Source organism: Variovorax sp. FW301-JW7 (genome assembly GCF_058788795.1).
Window position 1 is genome coordinate 122,346 of the sequence record NZ_JBYTBC010000008.1, and the last position, 21,237, is coordinate 143,582.

Here is a 21,237-nt window from a genome sequence, read left to right on the forward strand (position 1 = left end):
GCAACGGTGAAGGCGGGCCGTCATCCCGCCTTCACCGGTCCTCGTCACCATCGCGGCGAACCCACCACCTGGAGAACCCCATGGGCCTGGCCATTTGCGTCGGCATCCTCGCCGACCTGATCGAGAACGATCCCGAGAGCGTCGAACACTTCGAGGCAGATTTCGCCGCCGCGAACCGCAAGCTCGCCGAAGCCGGCCTGCCGCCGCACGTCGAGCCTCGCACCTTGCCGCCGCTCGAATCCCGCGCACCGCTCGACGGGCTGCCCTACTCGTTCATCCACTACCTGCGCCGCGCCTACGCGCACCGCGTGACGACGCCCGGCTGGATGGCCACACCGCTGCCGGAAGACACCGACCCCACGGAAGACGAGACGCTCGAAGACGTGGCCCACATGTTCGAAAGCCACCTGCTGTGCCACTCCGACGCGGAAGGCTTCTACCTGCCGGTCGACTTCGAGGACGTGATCTTTGCCGGGGAAGACGAGACCGACCTGCCCGGCGGCATGCTCGGCTCGTCGTACCGCCTGCTCGAGGAACTGGTGCTGGTCGCCCCTGCCCTCGGCATCACGCTTTCGGATGGCGAGCTGTCGGACGAGGAAGCGGCGCGGATCGCCGACAGCATGGGAGAGGACGAAGGCCTCTACCGGGAAATCGAATCGTGGCTGCTGCTGTACGAATCGGCTCGCTTGAGCATTGCGCACAAGACGGCGATTGTTTTCACCTGAGGGCGATGCGGCTGATCGATCGGCTGTAAGGTCCGCAGACCATGTTCGAGACCACCATCCACTGGGTCCGCGACATACAGCCGCATCGGCTGGGCCTGATGGCACGCCCGCGCGGCGGCGACCAGCTGCGCGAGGAGGTGGCGGCCTGGCAGCGTGCCTCGCTGGACATCGTAGTCTCCTTGCTCGAGGCGCAGGAAATCAGGGCGCTCGAGCTGCAGGAAGAGCCTGCGCTCTGCGCCGAACATGGCATCGTGTTCCGGCATTTCCCGATTCCGGACCGAGGTCTACCGGCATCGCAGCGGGACGCGGTGGCCTTCATTGCCGAACTGGGCGCCGAACTGGCGAGCGGAAAGGCCATCGCCATCCACTGCCGCGCAGGCATCGGTCGCACGGGCCTCATCGCGGGCAGCCTGCTGCACGGGCTCGGCGTTCCGGGCCAGAACATCTTCCGCCTGCTGAGCCGCTCTCGGGGCGTCGACATGCCCGATACATCGGAACAGGCGGAATGGGTCGCGCAGTACGTCTTCGGCACCCGCCGTCCGCCGCCCCCGTGAACTCCGACTCAGGCCGCCTTGCTCCGTGACGCACGCGTGGCGGCGCCAGGCGCCGCGGGCTTGCGCTTGCCGCTCGCGGGGCTCGTGCCAAGCCCGACAAGCAGGCTGCCGATCAGCCCTTCGACAAAGCCCGCGTCGAGCGGCGCGTGCCCCATCAGCAGCCTGAAGAACAACGGCCCGTAAATCTGGTCGAGCACGATCTCGAGGTCGGCATCCGGCCGGATCTCACCCGCCTCGGCCGCTTGCTGCAACAGCACCCGCCCTTCGTCGCGGCGCGACAGGATGAAGTGATTGCGAAAGGCCTTCGACAACTCGGTGTCGGGGTCCGCGGCCGCGATGATGGTCGTGATGTTGCGCCCCATGTGCGACGACAGCGTGCGCACCACTGTGTCCAGCTGCTGCGACAGCGCATGCAGCGCGGAAGTCGCGGCGCGCGGCGGCTTCTTTTTTTCCGGCGCGGTCGAGGCCATCAGCGCATCCATGGTCACCGCGTGCCGGTTCGGCCACCACCGGTAGACCGTCGGCTTGCCGACGCCCGCCTTCGCCGCCACCGCCTCCATCGTCACGCCCGACGGCCCGACCTGCGACAGCAGTTCGCGTGCCGCGTCGAGCACGGCCTGGCGCAATTGCAGGTTGCGCGGCCGACCGCGGGCGGCCGCAGGCGCGGCAACTTCCGGCGTCTCTTTGACAACAGGTTTCATTTATGGAACGATGCGTAACGTAATTAAATTCTAGACCCACAAGGACACCCTGCCCATGCGTACTTTTCTTCCCGTTCCGGCGCAGTGCCTGGCGCCCTACCTCATTGTTGCCGACGCATCCGGCGCGATCGATTTCTACCGCCGCGTGTTCGGCGCCGAAGAGCTGTTCCGGCTCACGGAGCCCGGCGGCAAGGTCGGGCATGCCGAACTGCGCATCGGCGATGCCAAGCTGCTGCTGGCCGACGAGTACCCCGACTTCGGCGCGCTGGGCCCGGCGCGCGTGGGCGGCACGCCGGTGTCGATCCACCTGTACGTCGCGGACGTCGATGCCACGCTGGCCCTGGCCGAGGAAGCCGGTGCCACGGTCATGCGCGCCGCCAAGGACGAGTTCTTCGGCGACAGGTCGGGCATGCTGCTCGACCCGTTCGGGCACCGCTGGCATGTGGCCTCGCGCCTCGAAGAAGTCAGCCCGCAGGAGATGCAACGCCGCTGGAACACCGCCATGCAGGGGTAGGCGGCACGCGGGTGGTCGCGGACGCTGTGAAGATCGCGCTGGCCTATGCCGGCGACTGCAGCTACAAGTACGACTTCAGCGCGCGACTGCACGACGTCGACGCACCGCGCGTTCCTGCATGAACCCTGCCGTCCATTCCCATGAAGCGCCTGCTCGAAATCCGCACCTACCGCCTCAAGCCCGGCACCCTCGACGACTTCCACCGCGCGATGCATGAGCGCGCGGTGCCCATGCTGCGCAGCAAGGGCATGGACGTGGTCGGCTACGGCCGGTCGGACCACGAGGAAGAGAGCTACCACCTCGTGCGCGCCTACGCGAGCCGCGAGGCGCTGGAGGCCGAACAGGCGGCGTTCTACGGCTCCACCGAATGGCGCGAGGGCCCGCGCAGCGCGCTGATCGACCGCATCGAGACCTACCTGAACACGCTGCTGTGGCTCTCGCCGGAGGGTGTCGACAGCCTGCGCGCGCTCAACGGGCCAGTGGGTTAAACGCCTGTCGACGCCGCGCGGTGCGCGGGCCTACACTGCGCCTCCCGTCATCCCCCCAACTCACTGGAGAAACGCATGAACACCCAGGAAATCGCCGCCAAGCTCGTGGCGCTGTGCAAAGCAGGGAAAAACGACGACGCCCAGGCGCTCTACGCGCCCGAGGCCGTCAGCGTCGAGGCCAGCGCGCCGCCCGGCCAGTCGCGCGAATCGGTGGGCCTGTCGGCGATCCGCGCCAAGGGCGAATGGTGGGTGGCCAACCACGAGGTGCATTCGTTCCAGGTGGCCGGCCCCTGGCCGCACGACGACCGCTTCATCGTCGGCTTTCGCTTCGACGTGACCGTGAAGCCCACGGGCCAGCGCTTCACGATGGAAGAGATGGCGCTGTACACCGTCAAGGACGGCAAGATCGTGCGCGAAGAGTTCTTCTACGCCGGCGACTGAGCCCAGTCAGGCGCGCGACCGGATCGCCCGTCTGCTTCACCATTGTTGACGATTGAATCGTTCTCTCCATGGCAACGCCGATGGGCGCCTCCCGGCTTCTGAATTAACGTCGAAACCGACGCCTGCACGGGCTCTCCGGCGGGCGCACCGGCGTTCATTCACAGAGGGAGGAAATCATGGTCACAGGACTGCACGTCACGCAACAACGCTCGTTCACCAACCCGGCGGACTACGAGGCTTTCTCGCTGATCCGCGTGCACAACCAGCGGCTGGCACCGCTGGGCGGGCGCAACGCCTGGGTGGTGCTGAAGACGAACGCCGGCAAGCGCTGTTGCCGCATGATCCGGGGCATCGGCCGCGACCCGGGCTTTCCCGAAGACGGCATCGAGATCGACTACGAGACCCGGCTCGCGCTGCAGATTCCCAAGAGCAGCATCAACATGCAGGGCTTTCACGGCTGCGCGATGGAGATCCGCCGGGCCACCGCGCTGGAGGTGCTGCGCGCGCACTGGGACCACCCCGATCCCGCCTACCGCATCCCGCTGCAGCTCAGCCTCGTGAGCTTCGTGCTGGGGGTGATCGGGCTGGGGCTGGGTGTCCTGAGCCTGAAGTAGCCTTTGCCCGGCGGGTGCTGCGCAAGAAAACGCGATTTCGCTAGACTGGCCGCGCGGCCTCTGCGCCGCGCCCGACCGGAGCATTCGCCATGTGCCGCAGCATCAAGACCCTCTACAACTTCGAGCCCCCGGCCACCGAGCAGGAAATCCGCGCCGCCGCCCTGCAGTTCGTGCGCAAGCTCAGCGGCTTCAGCGTGCCCTCGCGCGCCAACGAGCAAGCGTTCGAGCGCGCCGTGGACGAGGTGGCCGCCACGGCCGCGCGGCTGATCGACTCGCTGGTCACCACGGCCGAGCCGCGCGACCGGGCCATCGAGGCCGAGCGTGCCAAGGCGCGGTCTGCGCTGCGTTTCGGCGCACCTGCTTCGACCTCGGACGCATGAAAAAAACTTCCTTCCCGCGCTGAACGGCGCACCGCCCTTCCCACACCACCAGGAGCATCCATCCCCATGCCCATCGAACTCTGGCTCGCCTTCGTCGCCGCATCCGCGCTGCTGCTGATCATTCCGGGGCCGACCATCCTCACGGTGATCAGCTATTCGATGTCGCACGGCCGCCGCGCCAACGTGCCGCTGGTGGCCGCCGTGGCGCTGGGCGATTCGACCGCGCTGGTGGTGTCGCTGCTGGGCCTGGGCGCGCTGCTGGCCACCTCGGCCTTCTGGTTCACGGTGGTGAAGTGGGTCGGTGGCCTGTACCTGCTGTACCTGGGCATCAAGCTGCTGCGCGCGGGCATCTCGTCCACCGAGACCGCCGCGCCGGCCGCGCCCGCCTCGCGCTGGCGCCTGTTCGCCAACACCTACCTGGTGACGGCGTTGAACCCCAAGGGCATCGTGTTCTTCGTGGCCTTCCTGCCGCAGTTCATCCGCCCGGGCGCCGACGTGTCGCATCAGATGTGGGTGCTGGCGCTGACCTTCGTGGCGCTGGCCACGCTCAATGCCACGCTCTACGCGGTGTTCGCCAGCTCGGCCGGTCGGCTGCTCGCCTCGCCGCGCGCGCAGCGGCGCTTCCACCTGGCGGGCGGCTCGCTGCTGAGCGCGGCCGGCCTGTGGGCGCTGATGGCGCGCCGCGCCGCCTGATCACATCCACACACGCACAAGAAAGAAAAAAGACCGCGGGGCTGCGCGCCTCGCGGTCTTTTTCTTTGAGGGCCCTCGGCCCCGGTGTCAGTAGCGGTAGGGGTTGTTCGGCCGGCGGTCGTAGCGATTGGGCACGCCGTCGTTGTCGCGGTCACGGTCGTAGCGGTTGGGTACGCCGTCGCGGTCGCGGTCGTAGCCGTGGCCGCGCGGGGGCGGGCCCCGGTCGTAGGGGGCGACCACGCAACCAGCCAGGATGGCCGAGGCGGCCAGCAGAAGCGCGAGTGTTTTCGTCATGCGGAGTTCTCCTTGGGTGGGGCTGTACGGTCGGGCGCGCCTGCTGCGAGCCCGTACCGTATTGAAGCCCCGCCGCGTGCGCATCGGGTGTCCAGATGCGGGCGCTTGTGTGAAGTTCGTTACCGGATGTGGAACCTTTGCCTGCGCTTGAGCACGCCGTAGCGACGTGGCACGATCCCGCCGATGACCACCACGCAGCCCCAGCCCTCTCTGCCCGACCTCGCACGGCTGCGCCGCGTGCGCGACCGCATCGACCGCGAGCACGCGCAGCCGCTGGACGTGGAAGCGCTCGCGCGCGACGCGAACATGTCGGCCGGGCACCTCAGCCGCCAGTTCCGCCTGGCCTATGGCGAGTCGCCCTACGCCTACCTGATGACGCGGCGCATCGAGCGCGCGATGGCGCTGCTGCGCCGCGGCGACCTGAGCGTGACCGAGGTCTGCTTCGAGGTCGGCTGCGCCTCGCTGGGCACCTTCACCACGCGCTTCACCGAGCTGGTGGGCGTGTCGCCCGGCGTCTACCGGCGCGAGGCGGCGCAGGCGACGGCGGGCATGCCGGCGTGCGTGGCCAAACAAGTGACGCGCCCGATCAGGAATCGAGAAGCGCGAAACCCCGCCTCGCACCTAGCATGACGGCCCGACACAACCACGGACCCTCGCCATCATGAATCTCAGCATCCACTCGAGCTTTCTCCCGCACACCGACCCGCAGGCCTCGCTGGCCTTCTACCGCGACACCCTGGGCTTCGAGGTGCGCAACGACGTCGCCTATGGCGGCATGCACTGGATCACGGTCGGCCCGGCCGGCCAGCCCGCCACCTCCATCGTGCTGTACCCGCCGGCCGCCACGCCCGGGCTCACCGACGACGAGCGCCGCACCATCGCCGAGATGATGGCCAAGGGCACTTTCGCCTCGCTGCTGCTGGCCACGCCCGACCTCGAGGGCACTTTCGAGCGGCTGCAGGGCCGCAACACCGAGATCGTGCAGGAGCCCACCGACCAGCCCTACGGCGTGCGCGACTGCGCGGTGCGCGACCCGGCGGGCAACCTGATCCGCATCCAGCAGACGCGCTGAGCCGGCCTCCGGCGCCGCAGCCCCCTGACCTCCTGCACGGGCGCCGCCGCCGTGGCGGCCCCGTGTCCCTTCCAGAGAAAGACCCGATGAGCAGCAAGGCCCCGAAGAAGGACGCGAAAAGCACGCAGAACAGGCACGCCGCCGACCACCACGACCTCATCCGCGTGCAGGGTGCGCGCGTGAACAACCTGAAGGACATCAGCGTCGAGCTGCCCAAGCGGCGGCTCACGGTGTTCACGGGCGTCTCGGGCTCGGGCAAGAGTTCGCTGGTGTTCGGCACCATCGCGGCCGAGTCGCAGCGGCTCATCAACGAGACCTACAGCGCCTTCGTGCAGGGCTTCATGCCGACGCTGGCGCGGCCCGAGGTCGACGTGCTCGACGGCCTGACCACCGCGATCATCGTGGACCAGGAGCGCATGGGCGGCGACCCGCGCTCCACCGTCGGCACCGCGACCGACGCCAACGCGATGCTGCGCATTCTCTTCAGCCGCCTGGGCAAGCCGCACATCGGCTCGCCCAGCGCCTTCGCCTTCAACGTGCCTTCGGTGAAGGCCACCGGCGCCATCACGGTGGAGCGCGGCGCCAGCAAGACGGTGAAGCAGACCTTCAGCCGCACCGGCGGCATGTGCCCGCGCTGCGAGGGGCGGGGCGCGGTCACCGACTTCGACCTGAGCGCCTTCTACGACGACAGCAAGTCGCTCAACGAAGGCGCGCTCACCATCCCGGGCTTCAGCATGGAAGGCTGGTACGGGCGCATCTTCAACGGCTGCGGCTTCTTCGACCCCGACAAGCCGATCCGCAAGTTCACCAAGAAGGAGCTCGACGCCCTGCTCCACAAGGAGCCGACCAAGATCAAGATCGACGGCATCAACCTCACCTACCAGGGCCTCATTCCGCAGGTGCAGAAGTCGTTCCTGGCCAAGGACGTCGAGGCGATGCAGCCGCACATCCGCGCCTTCGTCGAACGCGCCGTGACCTTCACCACCTGCCCCGAGTGCGAAGGCACGCGGCTGAGCGAAGCGGCGCGTTCGTCGCGCATCAAGAAGCTCAACATCGCCGAGGCCTGCGCGATGCAGATCAGCGACCTCGCCGCGTGGGTCGGCGGCCTGAACGAGCCTTCGGTGGCGCCGCTGCTGGCCAAGCTGGCGCACACGCTCGACTCCTTCGTCGAGATCGGCCTCGGCTACCTCAGCCTCGACCGCCCCTCGGGCACGCTCTCGGGCGGCGAGGCGCAGCGCGTGAAGATGATCCGCCACCTGGGCTCCTCGCTCACCGACGTGACCTACGTCTTCGACGAACCGACCATCGGCCTGCACCCGCACGACATCCAGCGCATGAACGAGCTGCTGCTGCGGCTGCGCGACAAGGGCAACACGGTGCTGGTGGTGGAGCACAAGCCCGAGGCCATCGCCATCGCCGACCACGTCGTCGACCTCGGCCCCGGCGCGGGATCGGCGGGCGGCACGGTCTGCTTCGAGGGCAGCGTGGCAGCGCTGCGCACCAGCGGCACGCTCACGGGCCGGCACCTGGACGACCGGGCCGCGCTCAAGAAGAAGCTGCGCCAGCCCACCGGCGCGCTGCCGATCCGCGGTGCCAAGGCGCACAACCTGCGCAATGTCGATGTCGACATTCCGCTGGGCGTGCTGGTGGTCGTGACCGGCGTGGCGGGCTCGGGCAAGAGCTCGCTGGTGCACGGCTCGATCCCGGCCGGCGCGGGCGTGGTGGCGGTCGACCAGGGCGCCATCCGCGGCTCGCGGCGCAGCAACCCGGCCACCTACACCGGCCTGCTCGACCCGATCCGCAACGCCTTCGCCAAGGCCAACGGCGTGAAGCCTGCCCTGTTCAGCGCCAACTCCGAGGGCGCCTGCCCCACCTGCAACGGCGCGGGCGTGATCTACACCGACCTGGCGATGATGGCCGGCGTGGCCACCATTTGCGAAGAGTGCGAGGGCAAGCGCTTCCACGCCTCGGTGCTCGAACACCGCTTCGGCGGACGCGACATCAGCGAGGTGCTCGCGATGCCGGTGACCGAGGCCGCGGCCTTCTTCGGCGAAGGCCCGGCGCGCACGCCGGCCGCGCACGCCATCCTGGAGCGCCTGGCCGACGTGGGCCTGGGCTACCTGAGCCTGGGCCAGCCGCTCACCACGCTGTCGGGCGGCGAGCGCCAGCGGCTCAAGCTGGCCACGCACATGGCCGAGAAAGACGGCGTGTACGTGCTCGACGAGCCGACCACCGGCCTGCACCTGGCCGACGTGGCGCAGCTGCTGGCCCTGCTCGACCGGCTGGTGGATGCGGGCAAGTCGGTCATCGTCATCGAGCACCACCAGGCGGTGATGGCGCATGCCGACTGGATCATCGACCTGGGCCCCGGCGCAGGCCATGACGGCGGGCGCGTGGTCTTCGAGGGCACGCCGGCCGACCTGGTCGCCCAACGCGCCACGCTCACAGGACAGCATCTCGCTGCGTACGTGGGCACCTGACGCGTCCCGGAAGGCATGGCGGAGAATGGGCCGTCTCCGCTTTGCCTGCCGCCCCGCGGCCCCGTCTGCTGCGATGCCTCTTGCGTTCTCGTTTTCTTCCACCGCCCGGCGCACTCTGGCCGTGGTCCTGCTGACGGCAGCCGCCGCACCCTCGGCCTGGGCGCTGGCCAGCTTCGAAGAAGTGAAGCGCGACTTCCGCTCCTCCGAAACCGCCGTGCTCGACCGCCAGGGCGAGCTGCTGCAGCGCGTGCGCACCGACCCCACGGTGCGGCGCGGCCAGTGGACCGCGCTGGCCGACGTGTCGCCCGCGCTGCGCGCGGCCATGCTGCTGAGCGAGGACAAGCGCTTCTACGAACACAGCGGTGTCGACTGGCGCGCCGCCTCGGCCGCCGCCTGGGGCAACCTGTGGAACACGCGCACGCGCGGCGCCTCGACCATCACCATGCAGCTGGCGGGCCTGCTCGACGACGACCTGCGCCGCGCGGCGGGCGGGCGCAGCTTCACGCAGAAGATCGGCCAGACCGTGGCCGCCACGCAGCTGGAGCGCCGCTGGCGCAAGGACCAGATCCTCGAGGCCTACCTGAACACGGTGCCCTTCCGCGGCGAGATCGTCGGCATCGACGCGCTCTCGCGCACGCTCTTCAGCAAGGCCCCGAGCGGGCTCGACGCGCGCGAGGCCGCCGTGGCCGCCGCGCTGGTGCGCGCGCCCAACGCCCGCCCCGCGCTGGTGGCGCAGCGCGCCTGCGAGGTGCTGCGCGTGATGGAGCCCGGCGCGAAGGCCGACTGCGAAGCGCTCGACATGTTCACCAGCGCGGTGGTGCAGCGGCGCGCGTTCGAACCCAACGAAGGCATCGCGCCGCATGCCGCGCGGCGGGTGCTGCGCGAGCTGCGTGATGCCGCGGATGAAAAGGCCACCGCCCCCGCCAGCGTCCGCACCACGCTGCGCGCGCCGCTGCAGCGCTACGCGCTCGACAGCCTGCAGCGCCACCTGCGCGAGCTGCGCGGGCGCCACGTCGAAGACGGCGCGCTCGTGGTGCTCGACAACACGAGCGGCGAGGTGCTGGCCTGGGTCGGCTCCTCGGGCCCGCTGAGCCAGGCCGCCGAGGTGGACGGTGTGACCGCGCTGCGCCAGCCCGGCTCCACGCTCAAGCCGCTGCTGTACGCGCAGGCCCTCGCCGAGAAGCGCATCACGGCGGCCTCGCTGATCGAGGACTCGTCGGCGCAGATCAGCACCGCGAGCGGCCTCTACATTCCGCAGAACTACGACCGCCGCTTCAAGGGCCCGGTGTCGGCGCGCACCGCGCTGGCCGCCTCGCTCAACGTGCCGGCCGTGCGCACGCTGGTGATGGTGTCGCCCGAGGCCTTTGCGCGCGAGCTGCGCGCCGCCGGCCTGCCGTTGCGCGAGAGCGGCGACTACTACGGCTACAGCCTGGCGCTGGGCAGCGCCGAGGTGTCGCTGCTGTCGCTGGCCAATGCCTACCGCATGATGGCCAACGGCGGACGCTTCGGGGCGACCACGCTCACGCCACGCCCTGCCCCGGCCAACAAGACGAAGCCTGCAGAAGCTGCGCCACAGCTCGACCCGCGCGCCGCCTTCATCGTCAGCGACATCCTTTCGGACCCGAACGCGCGCACGCGCACCTTCGGGCTGGACAGCATCCTCTCGACCCGCTTCTGGACCGCCGTGAAGACCGGCACCAGCAAGGACATGCGCGACAACTGGGCCGTGGGCTGGTCGCAGCGCTACACGGTCGGCGTGTGGGTCGGCAACGCCAGCGGCGCGTCGATGTGGGACGTGAGCGGCACCAGCGGCGCCGCGCCCGTGTGGGCCGAGGTGATGCGCTTCCTGCACGCGCGCGAACCCAGCCGCGCGCCCGCGCCGCCCGCCGGGCTGGTCGAGGCGCGCGTGAGCTTCGGCCCCGGCGCCGACGGCAGCCCGCTCGAAGCGGCGCGCAGCGAATGGTTCTTGCAGGGCACCGAGCAGCCGCTGTTCGCGCTCGACACCGGCATGGCGAGCGACGCCGCCTCGGCGCGCATCACGGCGCCGTCCGACGGCACGATCCTCGCGCTCGACCCCGACATTCCGCCGCAGCGCCAGCGCGTGCGCTTCGAAGCCGAAGGGCGCGGCGTGCAGTGGCGTATCGACGGCAAGTTCCACGCGCGCGGCAACAGCGCGCAGTGGCTGCCATGGCCGGGGCGGCACCTGATCGAGCTGGTGGACGCCAGCGGCAAGGTGGTCGACCAGCGCCGGGTGGAAGTGCGTGGTGCGGGCGTGGTCGCGGCGAAGGGCTCGCGCCGATGAGCGCGCCGTTGCCGATGCCCCGCTGGCTGTCGCTGTGCCTCGCCTTGCTGCTCGTGCTGGGCCTCGCCGGCCCGCGTGCCGCGCAGGCCAAGCCCGTGCCGGTGCCGCCGATGAGTTCGCGCGTGGTCGACCTCGCGCAGGCGCTGCCGCCCGGCGAGGCCGAGGCGCTGCGCGCGCAGATCGCCGACATCCAGAGCCGCACCCAGGCCCAGCTCGCCGTGCTCATCGTGCCGACCACGGGCGAAGACACCATCGAGGCCTACGCCACGCGCGTCTTCGCCAAATGGCGGCTGGGCCGCAGCGACGCCGACGACGGCATCCTGCTGCTCGTGGCGCAGAAGGACCGGCGCATGCGCATCGAGGTCGGCACCGGGCTCGAAGGCACGGTGACCGACATCCAGGCGGCCCGCATCATCGACCGCGAGATGGCGCCGCGTTTTCGCGAGGGCGACTTCGCCGGCGGCGTACAGGCCGCCGTGGGCGCGCTCGCGCGGCTGCTCGACGGCGAGGTGGGCGTCATCGCGCCCGAGTCGCAGCAGATCGTCGTGGACCGCGCCCCCGCGCCCGACGACGAGAAAGTCACCAGCCTGACGCGCGGCGGCCACGTCACGCCCGAGGGCTGGGGCCTGATGGGCGTGGTGCTGTGGGGCCTGGGCCTGGGCATCTGGCACGGCCGGGGCGTCCCGCGCGACGCGCCGCGCGGCAGCTCGGCCTCGCGGCGCGCCGAGGAGAAAAAACGCAAGGGCAAGCGCAAAGGCAGCACGCGCCCCGAACCCTGGGCCGACGCGCTGGCGGCGATCGAGCCCGCACCGGCGCGTGCGCGCCCTGCCCCGCGCGACCTGCGCCTGGTGCTCGGCCTGCTCGGGGCCGGCCCGCTGGCGGCGGGCGCGGCGCTGCTGAACCCGGCCATCGCGCTGGTGCTGGCGATGCCGGCGATCTTCGGCTACGGCCTGGGCTTTCTCTGCGGCATGTCGCGCACGGCAGCCATCTTCATGGGCGGCTTCGTGCTCGTGATCGCGTCGCTGGTCGCCATCGCGTGGACGGTCGGCGCCGACCGCTTCTGGTGGGGCTTCCTGTGGGCGCTGTGCATCGGCGGCGTGACGCTGTTCGCGGTGGTCATCGTGCGCTGCATGGTCAACACCTTCCAGCGCAGCATGGTCAGCTTCCTCATCCGGCTGGTCATCGTGGCGGGCATCTGCGGCTACGTGTTCCACATCACCTCGCCCGGCCCGGTGCCGGACACCTCGTGGATTCCCATCGCGCTGGCGGCGTTCTTCTCGATGCTGATCGGCTTCCTGCCGCCCGGCGTCATGGAGTCGGGCAGCGGCGACGACGACGACAGCGGCTGGAGCAGCAGCAGTTCGTCGTCCTCGTCCTCCTCTTCATCCTCCTCCTCGGACAGCGGCGGTTCGAGCAGCGGCGGCGGCGCCTCGGGCAGCTGGTAGAGCGGGCGAAAGCGGGCGGCCGGCCCTCCCGGCGAGCCGCTCATGCCCCTCCCGTTGACCGCGTCTTTTTAACAATGGTTAAATTCATCCAATCATTCAATGAATAAGCCGGCCTGATCCCATGCTCGTCCAACCTCCTCGCACCTCCCTGGCCGACGCCGCCGCGAACAGCATCCGCACCGAGATCGCCTCGGGCCGCTGGCCCATCGGTTCTCGCATTCCCATCGAGCCCCAGCTGGCGCAACTGCTGGGCGTGAGCCGCGGCACGGTGCGCGAAGCGGTGAAGACGCTGGTCTCGCGCGGCCTGCTCGAGGTGCAGCAGGGTTCGGGCACCTACGTGCGATCGGGCTTCGACCCCTCGGCCAGCCTGCAGAAGCTGCGCCTGGCCAGCCTGCGCGACCAGTTCGAGGTGCGCCGCGCGCTCGAGGTCGAGGCCGCCCGGCTCGCCGCCGTGCGCCACACCGCGAAAGACCTGCGCCGGTTGCACGCCCTGCTCGACAAGCGCGGCCAGCCCGACATGGCCGACAACGGCGCGGCCTTCATCGAGCGCGACCTGGCCTTCCACCTGGCCATCGTCGACGTGTCGGGCAACCTGGCGCTGGTCGAGACCTGCCGCTTCATCACCGGCTACATCAAGGAAACCATCGCCAGCACGCTGAGCGCCAGCCTGCCCGAGCCCGACGAGGCGGCGCACCGCGCCATCGTCGAAGGCATCGCCAGCCGCGACCCCGAGCGCGCCGCCGCCGCCGTGCGCGAGCTGATGGCGCCGACGCTCAACGCGCTCGCACTGGGCACCGCATGAGCGCCATGACCTTGCCCACGGGTGCCGCCACCGCTGCGCGCACCCAGGCGGGCCCATCGGGCGCCGAAGAACTGCTGATCGACGCCGAAGTCGACAGCCTGCCCGCGCCGCGCCCCACGCCCACCCCCAGCCGGGGCCGCCGGCTGCTGCTGGGCCTGACGGTGGTGCTCATCGCCTTCAACCTGCGGCCGGTGTTCGCCAGCCTGTCGGTGGTGCTGCCGGAAATCATCCGCGCCACCGGCCTGTCGGCCACCGCGGCCAGCCTGCTGACCACGCTGCCGATCGTCTGCCTGGGCGTGTTCGCGCCGATGGCGCCCTGGCTCGGGCGCCGCTTCGGCACCGAGCGCACGCTGCTGGGCTGCATGGTGCTGATCGGCGTGGGCACGCTGCTGCGCGGCACCGGCAACATCCCGCTGCTGTTCCTGGCCTCGGCCATCGCGGGCAGCGGCATCGCGGTGTCGAACGTGCTGCTCTCGGGCCTGGTGAAGCGCGACTTCGCCAAGCAGGCCGCGCTGATGATGGGCCTGTACACCATGGCCGTGTGCGGCGGCGCCGCCAGCGCCGCGGGCCTGACGGTGCCGCTGGAGCACGCGCTGGGCGGCGGCTGGACGCTGGCGCTCGCCATGTGGGCCGTGCCGGCCGCGCTGGTCACGTTCATCTGGGCACCGCAGGCGCTGCCGCTCAAGCCGGTGGCCAGCGAGTCGGGCTTCACCGTGCGCGGCCTGTGGCGCGACCGGCTGGCCTGGCAGGTGACCTTCTTCATGGGGCTGCAGTCGGCCCTGGCGTACATCGTGATGGGCTGGCTGGCGCCGATCCTGCGCGAGCGCGGGCTCAGCGGCGAAATGGCCGGCTACGTGGTGTCGCTGTCGGTCATGACGCAGGTCGTGACCTGCCTCGTGGTGCCGGCGCTGGCCGTGAAGCTGCGCAACCAGCGCGCGCTGGCGGTGGTGCTGTCGGCGATGACGGTGGCGGCCATGCTGGCCATGCTGTTCGCGCCGCTGGACGCCCCCGGCGGCATGTGGACCTGGGCCGTGGTGCTGGGCATTTCGCAGGGCGGCACCTTCGCGCTGGCGCTCACGATGATCGTGCTGCGCTCGCCCGATTCGCACATTGCCGCGCACCTGTCGGGCATGGCGCAGGGCGTGGGCTACATGGTGGCGGCCTTCGGGCCGCTGCTGGCCGGGCTGCTGCACGGCTGGACCGGCAGCTTCCGCGCCTCGGCCTGGCTGTTCGTCGGCCTGGGCGTGGTGCTGGTCATGGCGGGGCTGGGCGCAGGGCGCACGCTGCACGTGGGCGCGGTGACGGTGCCGCGCCACTGAGCCGCTGTCTGCTGCCTGCCTACTGCAGCCCGCCGTCGCAGGCGGTCGGCTTCTGCGCGCTGTCGTCCGTGAAGTCGACGCTGGTGCGCTTGTTGCCGGCCGGCCCCGTGTGCGCCGGCCACTCGCTCTGCAGCCAGGTGTAGCGCCACGCATAGGGACCGCCGGCCTTCGCCGGCGCATCGTAGGCGATGCGCAGGCTGCCGCGGCTTTCGTCGTGGCAGTGCTTCGAGGTCTTGTATTCCTTCTCGCTGAAGCAGGCGCGGATCGACCGCGAGCACCAGTACGGGACGCCCTCGCGCGCGGCCTTGGCGCGCTGCCCGGGCGGCGTGTCCAGCGGCACGAAGTCGGCCGTCACATAGGACGCGCCGCCGCCCGAATAGCTTTCCGATTCGCGCTGGGTCACGGCCACGGCCCAACGGCCTTCCGCCAGCGGGTAGAGCACCGGCGCGAGGGCCAGGTGCAACTCGGGGTGGTCGCTGGGGCGGTCGCGCTGCTGCGAGGCCACGTAGGTCGAGAAATCGTGCAGCTGCGCGAGCTGCCAGGTGTCGGCGCCAGCATCGCGCTTCAGACGCGCCATGGCCAGGGGCTTTTCCGAGGTGAGCAGGTAGCCGTCGGGCGCGCCGCCGTCGCGCGGGCGGTGCAGCTTCAGCGCCTGCGCATCGCAGGGCTGGGGCAGCAAGGCGCACAGGTGGGCGCGCCACATGGCGTCGATGGCCTCGGGCGCCTTGACGGCCACGAAGACCTGCGCCGCGGGCGCGGCGAGCAGGGGGCCGGCCGGCAGCGCCGCGAGAAGACCGACGATCCCGGCAAGAGGCAGCTTTTTCATGGGGCGCAATGGTAGCCATCGCGGGAAGCCCTGGCAGAGGGGTCATCGGGGTTTCTCCGGCCGCGCCCCGGCCCGACCGGGCGACAATGGGGGGCTCCGGCGAAAGTCCATTTCGCCCAATGAAATTTCAGCCCTCTCGACAACCCAGAACCTACGGAAGCAAGCGCATGAGCACGAAGCAACCCACCATCGTCTACACCCTCACCGACGAGGCGCCCCTGCTGGCGACCTACGCCTTCCTGCCCATCGTGCGCGCCTTCACGGCTCCGGCCGGCATCAACGTGGCGACGAGCGACATCTCGGTGGCCGCCCGCATCCTGGGCGAGTTCCCCGAATTCCTGAGCGACGACCAGAAGGTGCCTGACAACCTGGCCGAACTGGGCAAGCTCACGCTGCAGCCCGACGCCAACATCATCAAGCTGCCCAACATCAGCGCCTCGGTCGCCCAGCTCAAGTCGGCCATCAAGGAACTGCAGGGCAAGGGCTACAAGATCCCCGACTACCCGGAGAACCCGACCTCGGACGAGGACAAGGACATCCGCACGCGCTACAACAAGTGCACCGGCAGCGCCGTGAACCCCGTGCTGCGCGAAGGCAACTCCGACCGCCGCGCCCCCCGCGCCGTGAAGGAATACGCCCGCAAGAACCCGCACAGCATGGCCGACTGGAGCCAGGCCTCGCGCTCGCACGTCTCGCACATGCACGGCGGCGACTTCTATCACGGCGAAAAGTCCATGACCCTGGACCGCGCGCGCAACGTCAAGATGGAACTGCTGACCAAGAGCGGCAAGACCATCGTGCTCAAGTCCAAGGTCGCCCTGCTCGACCGCGAAGTCATCGACTCCATGTTCATGAGCAAGAAGGCCCTGCTGGCCTTCTATGAAAAGGAGATCGAAGACGCGCACAAGACCGGCGTCATGTTCTCGCTGCACGTGAAGGCCACCATGATGAAGGTCTCGCACCCCATCGTGTTCGGCCACTGCGTGAAGATCTTCTACAAGGAAGCCTTCGAGAAACACGGCAAGCTGTTCGACGAGCTGGGCATCAACGTCAACAACGGCATGGTCGACCTGTACAACAAGATCGCCACGCTGCCCCAGAGCACGCAGGACGAGATCAAGCGCGACCTGCACGCCTGCCATGAAGGCCGCCCCGAGCTGGCCATGGTCGACTCGGCCAAGGGCATCACCAACTTCCACTCGCCCAACGACGTGATCGTGGACGCCTCGATGCCCGCCATGATCCGCAACGGCGGCAAGATGTGGGGCGCCGACGGCCGCCTGAAGGACGTCAAGGCCGTGATGCCCGAATCGACCTTCGCCCGCATCTACCAGGAGATCATCAACTTCTGCAAGTGGCACGGCGCCTTCGACCCCAAGACCATGGGCACCGTGCCCAACGTCGGCCTCATGGCCCAGAAGGCCGAAGAGTACGGCTCGCACGACAAGACCTTCGAGATCCCCGAAGACGGCGTGGCCAACATCACCGACCTGGACACCGGCGAAGTGCTGATGAGCGAAGACGTGGAGCAAGGCGACATCTGGCGCATGTGCCAGGTCAAGGACGCCGCCATCCGCGACTGGGTGAAGCTGGCCGTCAACCGCGCACGCAACTCCGGCATGCCGGTCGTGTTCTGGCTCGACGCCTACCGTCCGCACGAGGCGCAGCTGATCACCAAGGTCAAGATGTACCTGCACGAGCATGACACCACGGGCCTGGACATCCAGATCATGAGCCAGGTGCGCGCCATGCGCTACACGCTGGAGCGCGTCGTGCGCGGCCTGGACACCATCAGCGCCACCGGCAACATCCTGCGCGACTACCTGACCGACCTGTTCCCCATCATGGAACTGGGTACCTCGGCCAAGATGCTGTCGATCGTGCCCCTGATGGCCGGCGGCGGCATGTACGAGACCGGCGCGGGCGGCTCGGCCCCCAAGCATGTGCAGCAACTGGTGGAAGAGAACCACCTGCGCTGGGATTCGCTCGGCGAATTCCTCGCGCTGGCCGTGAGCCTGGAAGACCTGGGCCTGAAGACCGGCAACGCGCAAGCCAAGATCCTGGCCAAGACGCTTGACGCCGCCACCGGCCAGCTGCTGGACAACAACAAGAACCCGTCGCCCAAGACCGGTCAGCTGGACAACCGCGGCAGCCAGTTCTACCTGGCCATGTACTGGGCCCAGGAACTCGCCGCGCAGACCGAGGACAAGGACCTGCAGGCCAAGTTCAAGAAGCTGGCCGAGACGCTCACCGCCAACGAGAAGAAGATCGTCGACGAACTCGCGGCCGTGCAAGGCAAGGCCGTGGACATCGGCGGCTACTACCTGGCCGACCCGAAGAAGTACGAAGCCGTGATGCGCCCGAGCGCCACGCTGAACGCGGCGCTGGCACCGGCGGCCTGATCCCGCTGCGCCTGCGTCTTCCGGGTCTGCACTGACCCGGAAGCCCCCACACCAACGGCCTGTCGCTCGCGCGGCAGGCCGTTTGTTTTTTGCGTTTGTCTTTGCGTCTGCCGCCGCGCAGCGCGAAACTAGACGCCGATTCCCCCGCCCCCGCTCCACTGCAAGAGAAAAGAAAGGCAGGCCCCTCATGAAACTCCGTCTGCTTGTGACTGCTGCTGCCGCCTCGACCCTGCTCGTGGCCGCCGGCGGCGCCCACGCCCAGAACAACTGCGACACGCTGCGCGCCGAGATCGAGGCCAAGATCGCCGCATCGGGCGTGACGAACTTCAGCGTCGTCACCGTCGATGCCGCCGCCACGGCGAGCGGCCAGGTGGTGGGCAGCTGCGACCTGGGCACCAAGAAGATCGTCTACCAGCGCGAAGGCGGCGCGGCCTCGCCGACCCCTGCATCCACCTCGGCCCCCGCACCGCGCGGCGAACCGATGCTCACCGAGTGCAAGGACGGCTCGGTGTCCATGGGCGGCAACTGCAAGCCCTGAGCCGAGGGCAGCATCGCGTGATCTGGACCGCCCTGCGCCTCTTCTTCGGCCTGCTGACCCTGGTGGCGATCGGCTGGCAGCTGACGATCCATGTGCGCATGGGCTTCAACGTCGTCAACTTCTTCAGCTTCTTCACCAACCTCTCGAACCTGTTCGCGGCGATCGTGCTGGTGCTCGGCGCGCGCCGCCTCTGGCAGCCGGCGTCCACGGGGCCTGACGAAGGGCTGCGCGCCACCTCGGCCGTGAACATGGTGGTGGTCGGCATCGTCTTCTCGCTGCTGCTGCGCGACGTCGACCTCGGCGCGCTGCGGCCGTGGATCAACACGCTGCTGCACTACGTGATGCCCTGCGTCGTGCTGCTCGACTGGCTGCTGCAGCCGCCGCGCACGCGGCTCGGCGGCCGGCAGCTGCTGTGGACGCTGGTCTTTCCGATGGCCTACCTGGCCTACACGCTGCTGCGCGGCAGCCACACCGGCTGGTACCCCTATCCCTTCCTCAACCCCGCCAACGTGGGCGGCTACGGCGGCGTGGCCGTCTATGCGGCGGGCATCGCGCTGACCTTCGGGATGGCGGGATGGGGGCTGCTGGCGTTGGGGAATCGGCTGGGCCGGCGCGCCTGACACGGCCACATGCACGGCCCGCCTTTTTCTGCATTTCGCAGGATCAGGCAAAAACCTCGTTCGATCCGGATACCGCCTCAGGCCCCTTCACCCCGAGACTCATCCCCATGCCCGGCGCACCCTTCGCGCCGTGGCGCATCGACCCGCATGAGGAGTTTTGTATGAGTGCAATCCAGGACACAGTGGTTCTCGTCACCGGCGCCAGCAGCGGCATCGGCGAGGCGACGGCGCGGCGGCTCGCGCGGCGCGGCGCCCATGTGGTGCTCGGCGCGCGCCGCACCGAACGGCTCGCGGCGCTCGCGGCCGAGATCAATGCCACCGGCGGCTCGGCGAGCTTCCGGCGGCTGGACGTGACGCACCGGCCCGACATGGAGGCCTTTGCCGAGTTCGCCCTCGACACGCACGACCGCATCGACGTGCTGGTGAACGCCGCCGGCGTGATGCCGCTGTCGCCGTTGTGGCAGCGCAAGATCGAGGAGTGGGAGCTGATGATCGACGTCAACCTGCGCGGCATGCTGCTGGGCGTGGCGGCGGTGCTGCCCACGATGCAGGAGCAGGGCTGGGGCCACATCGTCAACGTGGCGCCGGTGGCCATGGGCGGCGCCACGCCCGACTCGGCCGTCTACCACGGCACTCAGTACGCGGTGCAGGCGATTTCCGAAGGGCTGCGGCGGGAACACGCGGGGCGTGTGCACGTCTCGCTGGTGAGCCCCGACGTGGCCGAAGCCGCCGACCCGCTGGCCGAGCGCATCGCCGACAGCTACGCCTTCGAGCGCATGCGCACGCGGCGGCGGCTGACGACACCGGTCGACGGCGTGGCGCGTGCCATTGCGGGTGCCATCGAGGGCGCGCGCTACGGCATGGCGGGCCCCGGCTGGCGCCCGGCCCCGACGCCGCGGCCGAAGCCGGCGGCACCGGTGTACTGAAAGCCGAACGTCAGTAGCTCTTGTACGGCAGGAACTTGCCCGACAGCACCACGTTGACGCGGTCGCCCTTCGGGTCGGGCTGGCGCTGGATGTCCATGCTGAAGTCGATGGCGCTCATGATGCCGTCGCCGAACTCTTCATGGATAAGTTCCTTGATGGTGGTGCCGTACACGCTCACCACCTCGTACCAGCGGTAGATCAGCGGGTCGGTGGGCACGGGCGTGGGCAGCGAACCCTTGTAGGGCACGACCTGGAGCCACTTCTGCTCCTCGGGCGTGAGGCCGAAGATCTTGCCGACGGCCTTGGCCTGCTTGTCGTCGAGCGTCATCTGGCCGAGGCAGGCGGCGGTGGTCCACTCCTTCGACAGGCCGACCTTCTTGGCCACGTCGGCCCACTGGATGCCCTTGGACACCTTCACGGTGATGATCTTCTCGGTGACGTCGTTGCGGTTCATGTGGCTTGGCTCCTGGGTTGAAACGGATGCAACAGGACTAGCAACAGACATGCCCAGCTGACTTGCTCCCTCCCCCACTGGGGGAGGGCTGGGGTGGGGGCACGCGGCCTCCGAAAAAACATGGCGCCTGTTCGAAGGCCTGCCCCCATCCCAACCTTCCCCCAGCGGGGGAAGGAGCAAAACCGCTTCAGCGCTCCCAGCGGAACTTGCGCTCCGATTCCGCAATGGGCTGGTCGTTGATGCTCGCGTAGCGCCTTTGCATCAACCCGTTCTGCGCAAACTCCCAGTTCTCGTTGCCATGGCTGCGGAACCACTGGCCCGCGGCGTCGTGCCATTCGTACTCGAAGCGCACCGCGATGCGGTTGTCCATGAAGGCCCACAGCTGCTTCTTCAGGCGGTAGTCGTGCTCGCGCTCCCACTTGCGCGACAGGAACTCGACCACCTGTTCGCGGCCATTGACGAAGTCGGCGCGGTTGCGCCATTCGGTGTCGGGCGTGTAGGCCAGGCTCACGCGCGCGGGGTCGCGCGAGTTCCAGGCGTCTTCGGCGGCCTGGACTTTCTGGAGGGCGGATTCGAGGGTGAAGGGCGGCAGCGGCGGGCGGGATTCCATGGCGGTCTTTCAGTCAAAGAATGAAGTGATGAAGGCC

At 69.4% G+C, this 21,237-nt stretch carries 24 protein-coding genes; 19 read left to right on the forward strand and 5 right to left on the reverse strand.

Features of this window, described 5'->3' with window-relative positions:
* Positions 1-80 precede the first annotated feature (80 nt).
* Positions 81-725, forward strand: coding sequence for a putative DNA-mimic protein (locus AC3WQM_RS21670; protein WP_492681581.1), 645 nt, complete (start codon positions 81-83; stop codon positions 723-725).
* Between the two features lie 41 nt (positions 726-766).
* Positions 767-1,279 (forward strand): phosphatase domain-containing putative toxin, encoded by a 513-nt coding sequence (locus AC3WQM_RS21675; protein ID WP_492681583.1) that lies wholly within the window; start codon positions 767-769, stop codon positions 1,277-1,279.
* An 8-nt stretch (positions 1,280-1,287) separates the two neighbouring features.
* On the opposite strand, the gene AC3WQM_RS21680 is transcribed toward AC3WQM_RS21675, so the two are convergent.
* Entirely contained in the window at positions 1,288-1,980 is a 693-nt protein-coding gene (locus AC3WQM_RS21680; protein ID WP_492681585.1) for a TetR/AcrR family transcriptional regulator, read from the reverse strand.
* A gap of 55 nt (positions 1,981-2,035) precedes the next feature.
* On the opposite strand from AC3WQM_RS21680, the gene AC3WQM_RS21685 reads away from it, so the two are divergent.
* The 6 genes from AC3WQM_RS21685 (at position 2,036) to AC3WQM_RS21710 (ending at position 5,110) form a co-directional block, all read left to right on the forward strand.
* Positions 2,036-2,494, forward strand: coding sequence for a VOC family protein (locus tag AC3WQM_RS21685; RefSeq protein ID WP_492681587.1), 459 nt, complete (start codon positions 2,036-2,038; stop codon positions 2,492-2,494).
* Between the two features lie 140 nt (positions 2,495-2,634).
* Complete coding sequence (locus tag AC3WQM_RS21690; RefSeq protein ID WP_492681589.1) at positions 2,635-2,982, forward strand: NIPSNAP family protein; 348 nt, start codon at positions 2,635-2,637, stop codon at positions 2,980-2,982.
* Between the two features lie 75 nt (positions 2,983-3,057).
* On the forward strand, positions 3,058-3,423 hold the full coding sequence (locus tag AC3WQM_RS21695) for a SnoaL-like domain-containing protein (RefSeq protein ID WP_492681591.1): 366 nt from the start codon (positions 3,058-3,060) through the stop codon (positions 3,421-3,423).
* Positions 3,424-3,599: 176 nt separating this feature from the next.
* Positions 3,600-4,037, forward strand: a complete 438-nt coding sequence (locus AC3WQM_RS21700; RefSeq protein ID WP_307694858.1) for a hypothetical protein — start codon at positions 3,600-3,602, stop codon at positions 4,035-4,037.
* An 89-nt stretch (positions 4,038-4,126) separates the two neighbouring features.
* On the forward strand, positions 4,127-4,417 hold the full coding sequence (locus tag AC3WQM_RS21705) for a DUF2277 domain-containing protein (RefSeq protein WP_159275593.1): 291 nt from the start codon (positions 4,127-4,129) through the stop codon (positions 4,415-4,417).
* Between the two features lie 66 nt (positions 4,418-4,483).
* On the forward strand, positions 4,484-5,110 hold the full coding sequence (locus AC3WQM_RS21710; protein WP_139702390.1) for a LysE family translocator: 627 nt from the start codon (positions 4,484-4,486) through the stop codon (positions 5,108-5,110).
* Between the two features lie 87 nt (positions 5,111-5,197).
* On the opposite strand, the gene AC3WQM_RS21715 is transcribed toward AC3WQM_RS21710, so the two are convergent.
* On the reverse strand, positions 5,198-5,404 hold the full coding sequence (locus tag AC3WQM_RS21715) for a hypothetical protein (RefSeq protein WP_062474353.1): 207 nt from the start codon (positions 5,402-5,404) through the stop codon (positions 5,198-5,200).
* Between the two features lie 183 nt (positions 5,405-5,587).
* Here AC3WQM_RS21715 and AC3WQM_RS21720 point away from each other — a divergent pair, with 183 nt between their 5' ends.
* From AC3WQM_RS21720 to AC3WQM_RS21750, 7 genes are all read left to right on the forward strand, one after another.
* Positions 5,588-6,034: a helix-turn-helix transcriptional regulator gene (locus AC3WQM_RS21720; protein ID WP_492681593.1), complete on the forward strand. Its 447-nt coding sequence runs from the start codon at positions 5,588-5,590 to the stop codon at positions 6,032-6,034.
* 31 nt (positions 6,035-6,065) lie between these two features.
* Positions 6,066-6,476: a VOC family protein gene (locus tag AC3WQM_RS21725; RefSeq protein ID WP_492681595.1), complete on the forward strand. Its 411-nt coding sequence runs from the start codon at positions 6,066-6,068 to the stop codon at positions 6,474-6,476.
* Positions 6,477-6,562: 86 nt separating this feature from the next.
* Complete coding sequence (locus AC3WQM_RS21730) at positions 6,563-8,956, forward strand: ATP-binding cassette domain-containing protein (protein ID WP_492681596.1); 2,394 nt, start codon at positions 6,563-6,565, stop codon at positions 8,954-8,956.
* 73 nt (positions 8,957-9,029) lie between these two features.
* Positions 9,030-11,258, forward strand: coding sequence for a penicillin-binding protein 1C (pbpC, locus tag AC3WQM_RS21735; protein ID WP_492681598.1), 2,229 nt, complete (start codon positions 9,030-9,032; stop codon positions 11,256-11,258).
* Positions 11,255-12,703 carry a TPM domain-containing protein gene (locus tag AC3WQM_RS21740; protein ID WP_492681600.1) on the forward strand — a complete coding sequence of 483 codons (1,449 nt, stop codon included), beginning with the start codon at positions 11,255-11,257 and terminating at the stop codon, positions 12,701-12,703. The genes pbpC and AC3WQM_RS21740 overlap by 4 nt, the downstream gene beginning before the upstream one ends.
* Before the next feature lie 121 nt (positions 12,704-12,824).
* Positions 12,825-13,505, forward strand: coding sequence for a FadR/GntR family transcriptional regulator (locus AC3WQM_RS21745; RefSeq protein ID WP_489057900.1), 681 nt, complete (start codon positions 12,825-12,827; stop codon positions 13,503-13,505).
* 5 nt (positions 13,506-13,510) lie between these two features.
* Positions 13,511-14,824, forward strand: coding sequence for a CynX/NimT family MFS transporter (locus tag AC3WQM_RS21750; protein ID WP_492681886.1), 1,314 nt, complete (start codon positions 13,511-13,513; stop codon positions 14,822-14,824).
* 19 nt (positions 14,825-14,843) lie between these two features.
* Here the strand turns inward: AC3WQM_RS21750 and AC3WQM_RS21755 are convergent, their stop codons facing one another.
* Positions 14,844-15,650 (reverse strand): hypothetical protein, encoded by an 807-nt coding sequence (locus tag AC3WQM_RS21755; protein ID WP_492681601.1) that lies wholly within the window; start codon positions 15,648-15,650, stop codon positions 14,844-14,846.
* A gap of 167 nt (positions 15,651-15,817) precedes the next feature.
* On the opposite strand from AC3WQM_RS21755, the gene AC3WQM_RS21760 reads away from it, so the two are divergent.
* From AC3WQM_RS21760 to AC3WQM_RS21775, 4 genes are all read left to right on the forward strand, one after another.
* Positions 15,818-18,052: an NADP-dependent isocitrate dehydrogenase gene (locus AC3WQM_RS21760; RefSeq protein WP_492681602.1), complete on the forward strand. Its 2,235-nt coding sequence runs from the start codon at positions 15,818-15,820 to the stop codon at positions 18,050-18,052.
* A 187-nt stretch (positions 18,053-18,239) separates the two neighbouring features.
* Positions 18,240-18,590: a DUF1161 domain-containing protein gene (locus AC3WQM_RS21765; RefSeq protein WP_492681604.1), complete on the forward strand. Its 351-nt coding sequence runs from the start codon at positions 18,240-18,242 to the stop codon at positions 18,588-18,590.
* Positions 18,591-18,607: 17 nt separating this feature from the next.
* On the forward strand, positions 18,608-19,210 hold the full coding sequence (locus AC3WQM_RS21770) for a Pr6Pr family membrane protein (RefSeq protein WP_492681606.1): 603 nt from the start codon (positions 18,608-18,610) through the stop codon (positions 19,208-19,210).
* Positions 19,211-19,371: 161 nt separating this feature from the next.
* Entirely contained in the window at positions 19,372-20,136 is a 765-nt protein-coding gene (locus AC3WQM_RS21775) for an SDR family oxidoreductase (protein WP_062478031.1), read from the forward strand.
* A 10-nt stretch (positions 20,137-20,146) separates the two neighbouring features.
* Here the strand turns inward: AC3WQM_RS21775 and cynS are convergent, their stop codons facing one another.
* Positions 20,147-20,590 carry a cyanase gene (gene cynS, locus AC3WQM_RS21780; RefSeq protein ID WP_070062189.1) on the reverse strand — a complete coding sequence of 148 codons (444 nt, stop codon included), beginning with the start codon at positions 20,588-20,590 and terminating at the stop codon, positions 20,147-20,149.
* A gap of 187 nt (positions 20,591-20,777) precedes the next feature.
* Positions 20,778-21,200, reverse strand: a complete 423-nt coding sequence (locus AC3WQM_RS21785; RefSeq protein WP_369629855.1) for a nuclear transport factor 2 family protein — start codon at positions 21,198-21,200, stop codon at positions 20,778-20,780.
* Between the last annotated feature and the right edge of the window lie 37 nt (positions 21,201-21,237).

Excerpts from the sequence above, each read along its gene's own strand:
- AC3WQM_RS21690 (WP_492681589.1), top strand. The coding sequence starts at position 2,635 with ATGAAGCGCCTGCTCGAAATCCGCACCTACCGCCTCAAGCCCGGCACC.
- AC3WQM_RS21710 (WP_139702390.1), top strand. The coding sequence starts at position 4,484 with ATGCCCATCGAACTCTGGCTCGCCTTCGTCGCCGCATCCGCGCTGCTG.
- AC3WQM_RS21785 (WP_369629855.1), bottom strand. The coding sequence starts at position 21,200 with ATGGAATCCCGCCCGCCGCTGCCGCCCTTCACCCTCGAATCCGCCCTC.
- AC3WQM_RS21695 (WP_492681591.1), top strand. The coding sequence starts at position 3,058 with ATGAACACCCAGGAAATCGCCGCCAAGCTCGTGGCGCTGTGCAAAGCA.
- AC3WQM_RS21740 (WP_492681600.1), top strand. The coding sequence starts at position 11,255 with ATGAGCGCGCCGTTGCCGATGCCCCGCTGGCTGTCGCTGTGCCTCGCC.
- AC3WQM_RS21730 (WP_492681596.1), top strand. The coding sequence starts at position 6,563 with ATGAGCAGCAAGGCCCCGAAGAAGGACGCGAAAAGCACGCAGAACAGG.
- AC3WQM_RS21705 (WP_159275593.1), top strand. The coding sequence starts at position 4,127 with ATGTGCCGCAGCATCAAGACCCTCTACAACTTCGAGCCCCCGGCCACC.
- AC3WQM_RS21725 (WP_492681595.1), top strand. The coding sequence starts at position 6,066 with ATGAATCTCAGCATCCACTCGAGCTTTCTCCCGCACACCGACCCGCAG.
- AC3WQM_RS21750 (WP_492681886.1), top strand. The coding sequence starts at position 13,511 with ATGACCTTGCCCACGGGTGCCGCCACCGCTGCGCGCACCCAGGCGGGC.
- cynS (WP_070062189.1), bottom strand. The coding sequence starts at position 20,590 with ATGAACCGCAACGACGTCACCGAGAAGATCATCACCGTGAAGGTGTCC.
- AC3WQM_RS21675 (WP_492681583.1), top strand. The coding sequence starts at position 767 with ATGTTCGAGACCACCATCCACTGGGTCCGCGACATACAGCCGCATCGG.
- AC3WQM_RS21700 (WP_307694858.1), top strand. The coding sequence starts at position 3,600 with ATGGTCACAGGACTGCACGTCACGCAACAACGCTCGTTCACCAACCCG.
- pbpC (WP_492681598.1), top strand. The coding sequence starts at position 9,030 with ATGCCTCTTGCGTTCTCGTTTTCTTCCACCGCCCGGCGCACTCTGGCC.
- AC3WQM_RS21720 (WP_492681593.1), top strand. The coding sequence starts at position 5,588 with ATGACCACCACGCAGCCCCAGCCCTCTCTGCCCGACCTCGCACGGCTG.
- AC3WQM_RS21765 (WP_492681604.1), top strand. The coding sequence starts at position 18,240 with ATGAAACTCCGTCTGCTTGTGACTGCTGCTGCCGCCTCGACCCTGCTC.
- AC3WQM_RS21760 (WP_492681602.1), top strand. The coding sequence starts at position 15,818 with ATGAGCACGAAGCAACCCACCATCGTCTACACCCTCACCGACGAGGCG.
- AC3WQM_RS21745 (WP_489057900.1), top strand. The coding sequence starts at position 12,825 with ATGCTCGTCCAACCTCCTCGCACCTCCCTGGCCGACGCCGCCGCGAAC.
- AC3WQM_RS21670 (WP_492681581.1), top strand. The coding sequence starts at position 81 with ATGGGCCTGGCCATTTGCGTCGGCATCCTCGCCGACCTGATCGAGAAC.
- AC3WQM_RS21715 (WP_062474353.1), bottom strand. The coding sequence starts at position 5,404 with ATGACGAAAACACTCGCGCTTCTGCTGGCCGCCTCGGCCATCCTGGCT.
- AC3WQM_RS21775 (WP_062478031.1), top strand. The coding sequence starts at position 19,372 with ATGAGTGCAATCCAGGACACAGTGGTTCTCGTCACCGGCGCCAGCAGC.
- AC3WQM_RS21680 (WP_492681585.1), bottom strand. The coding sequence starts at position 1,980 with ATGAAACCTGTTGTCAAAGAGACGCCGGAAGTTGCCGCGCCTGCGGCC.
- AC3WQM_RS21755 (WP_492681601.1), bottom strand. The coding sequence starts at position 15,650 with ATGAAAAAGCTGCCTCTTGCCGGGATCGTCGGTCTTCTCGCGGCGCTG.
- AC3WQM_RS21685 (WP_492681587.1), top strand. The coding sequence starts at position 2,036 with ATGCGTACTTTTCTTCCCGTTCCGGCGCAGTGCCTGGCGCCCTACCTC.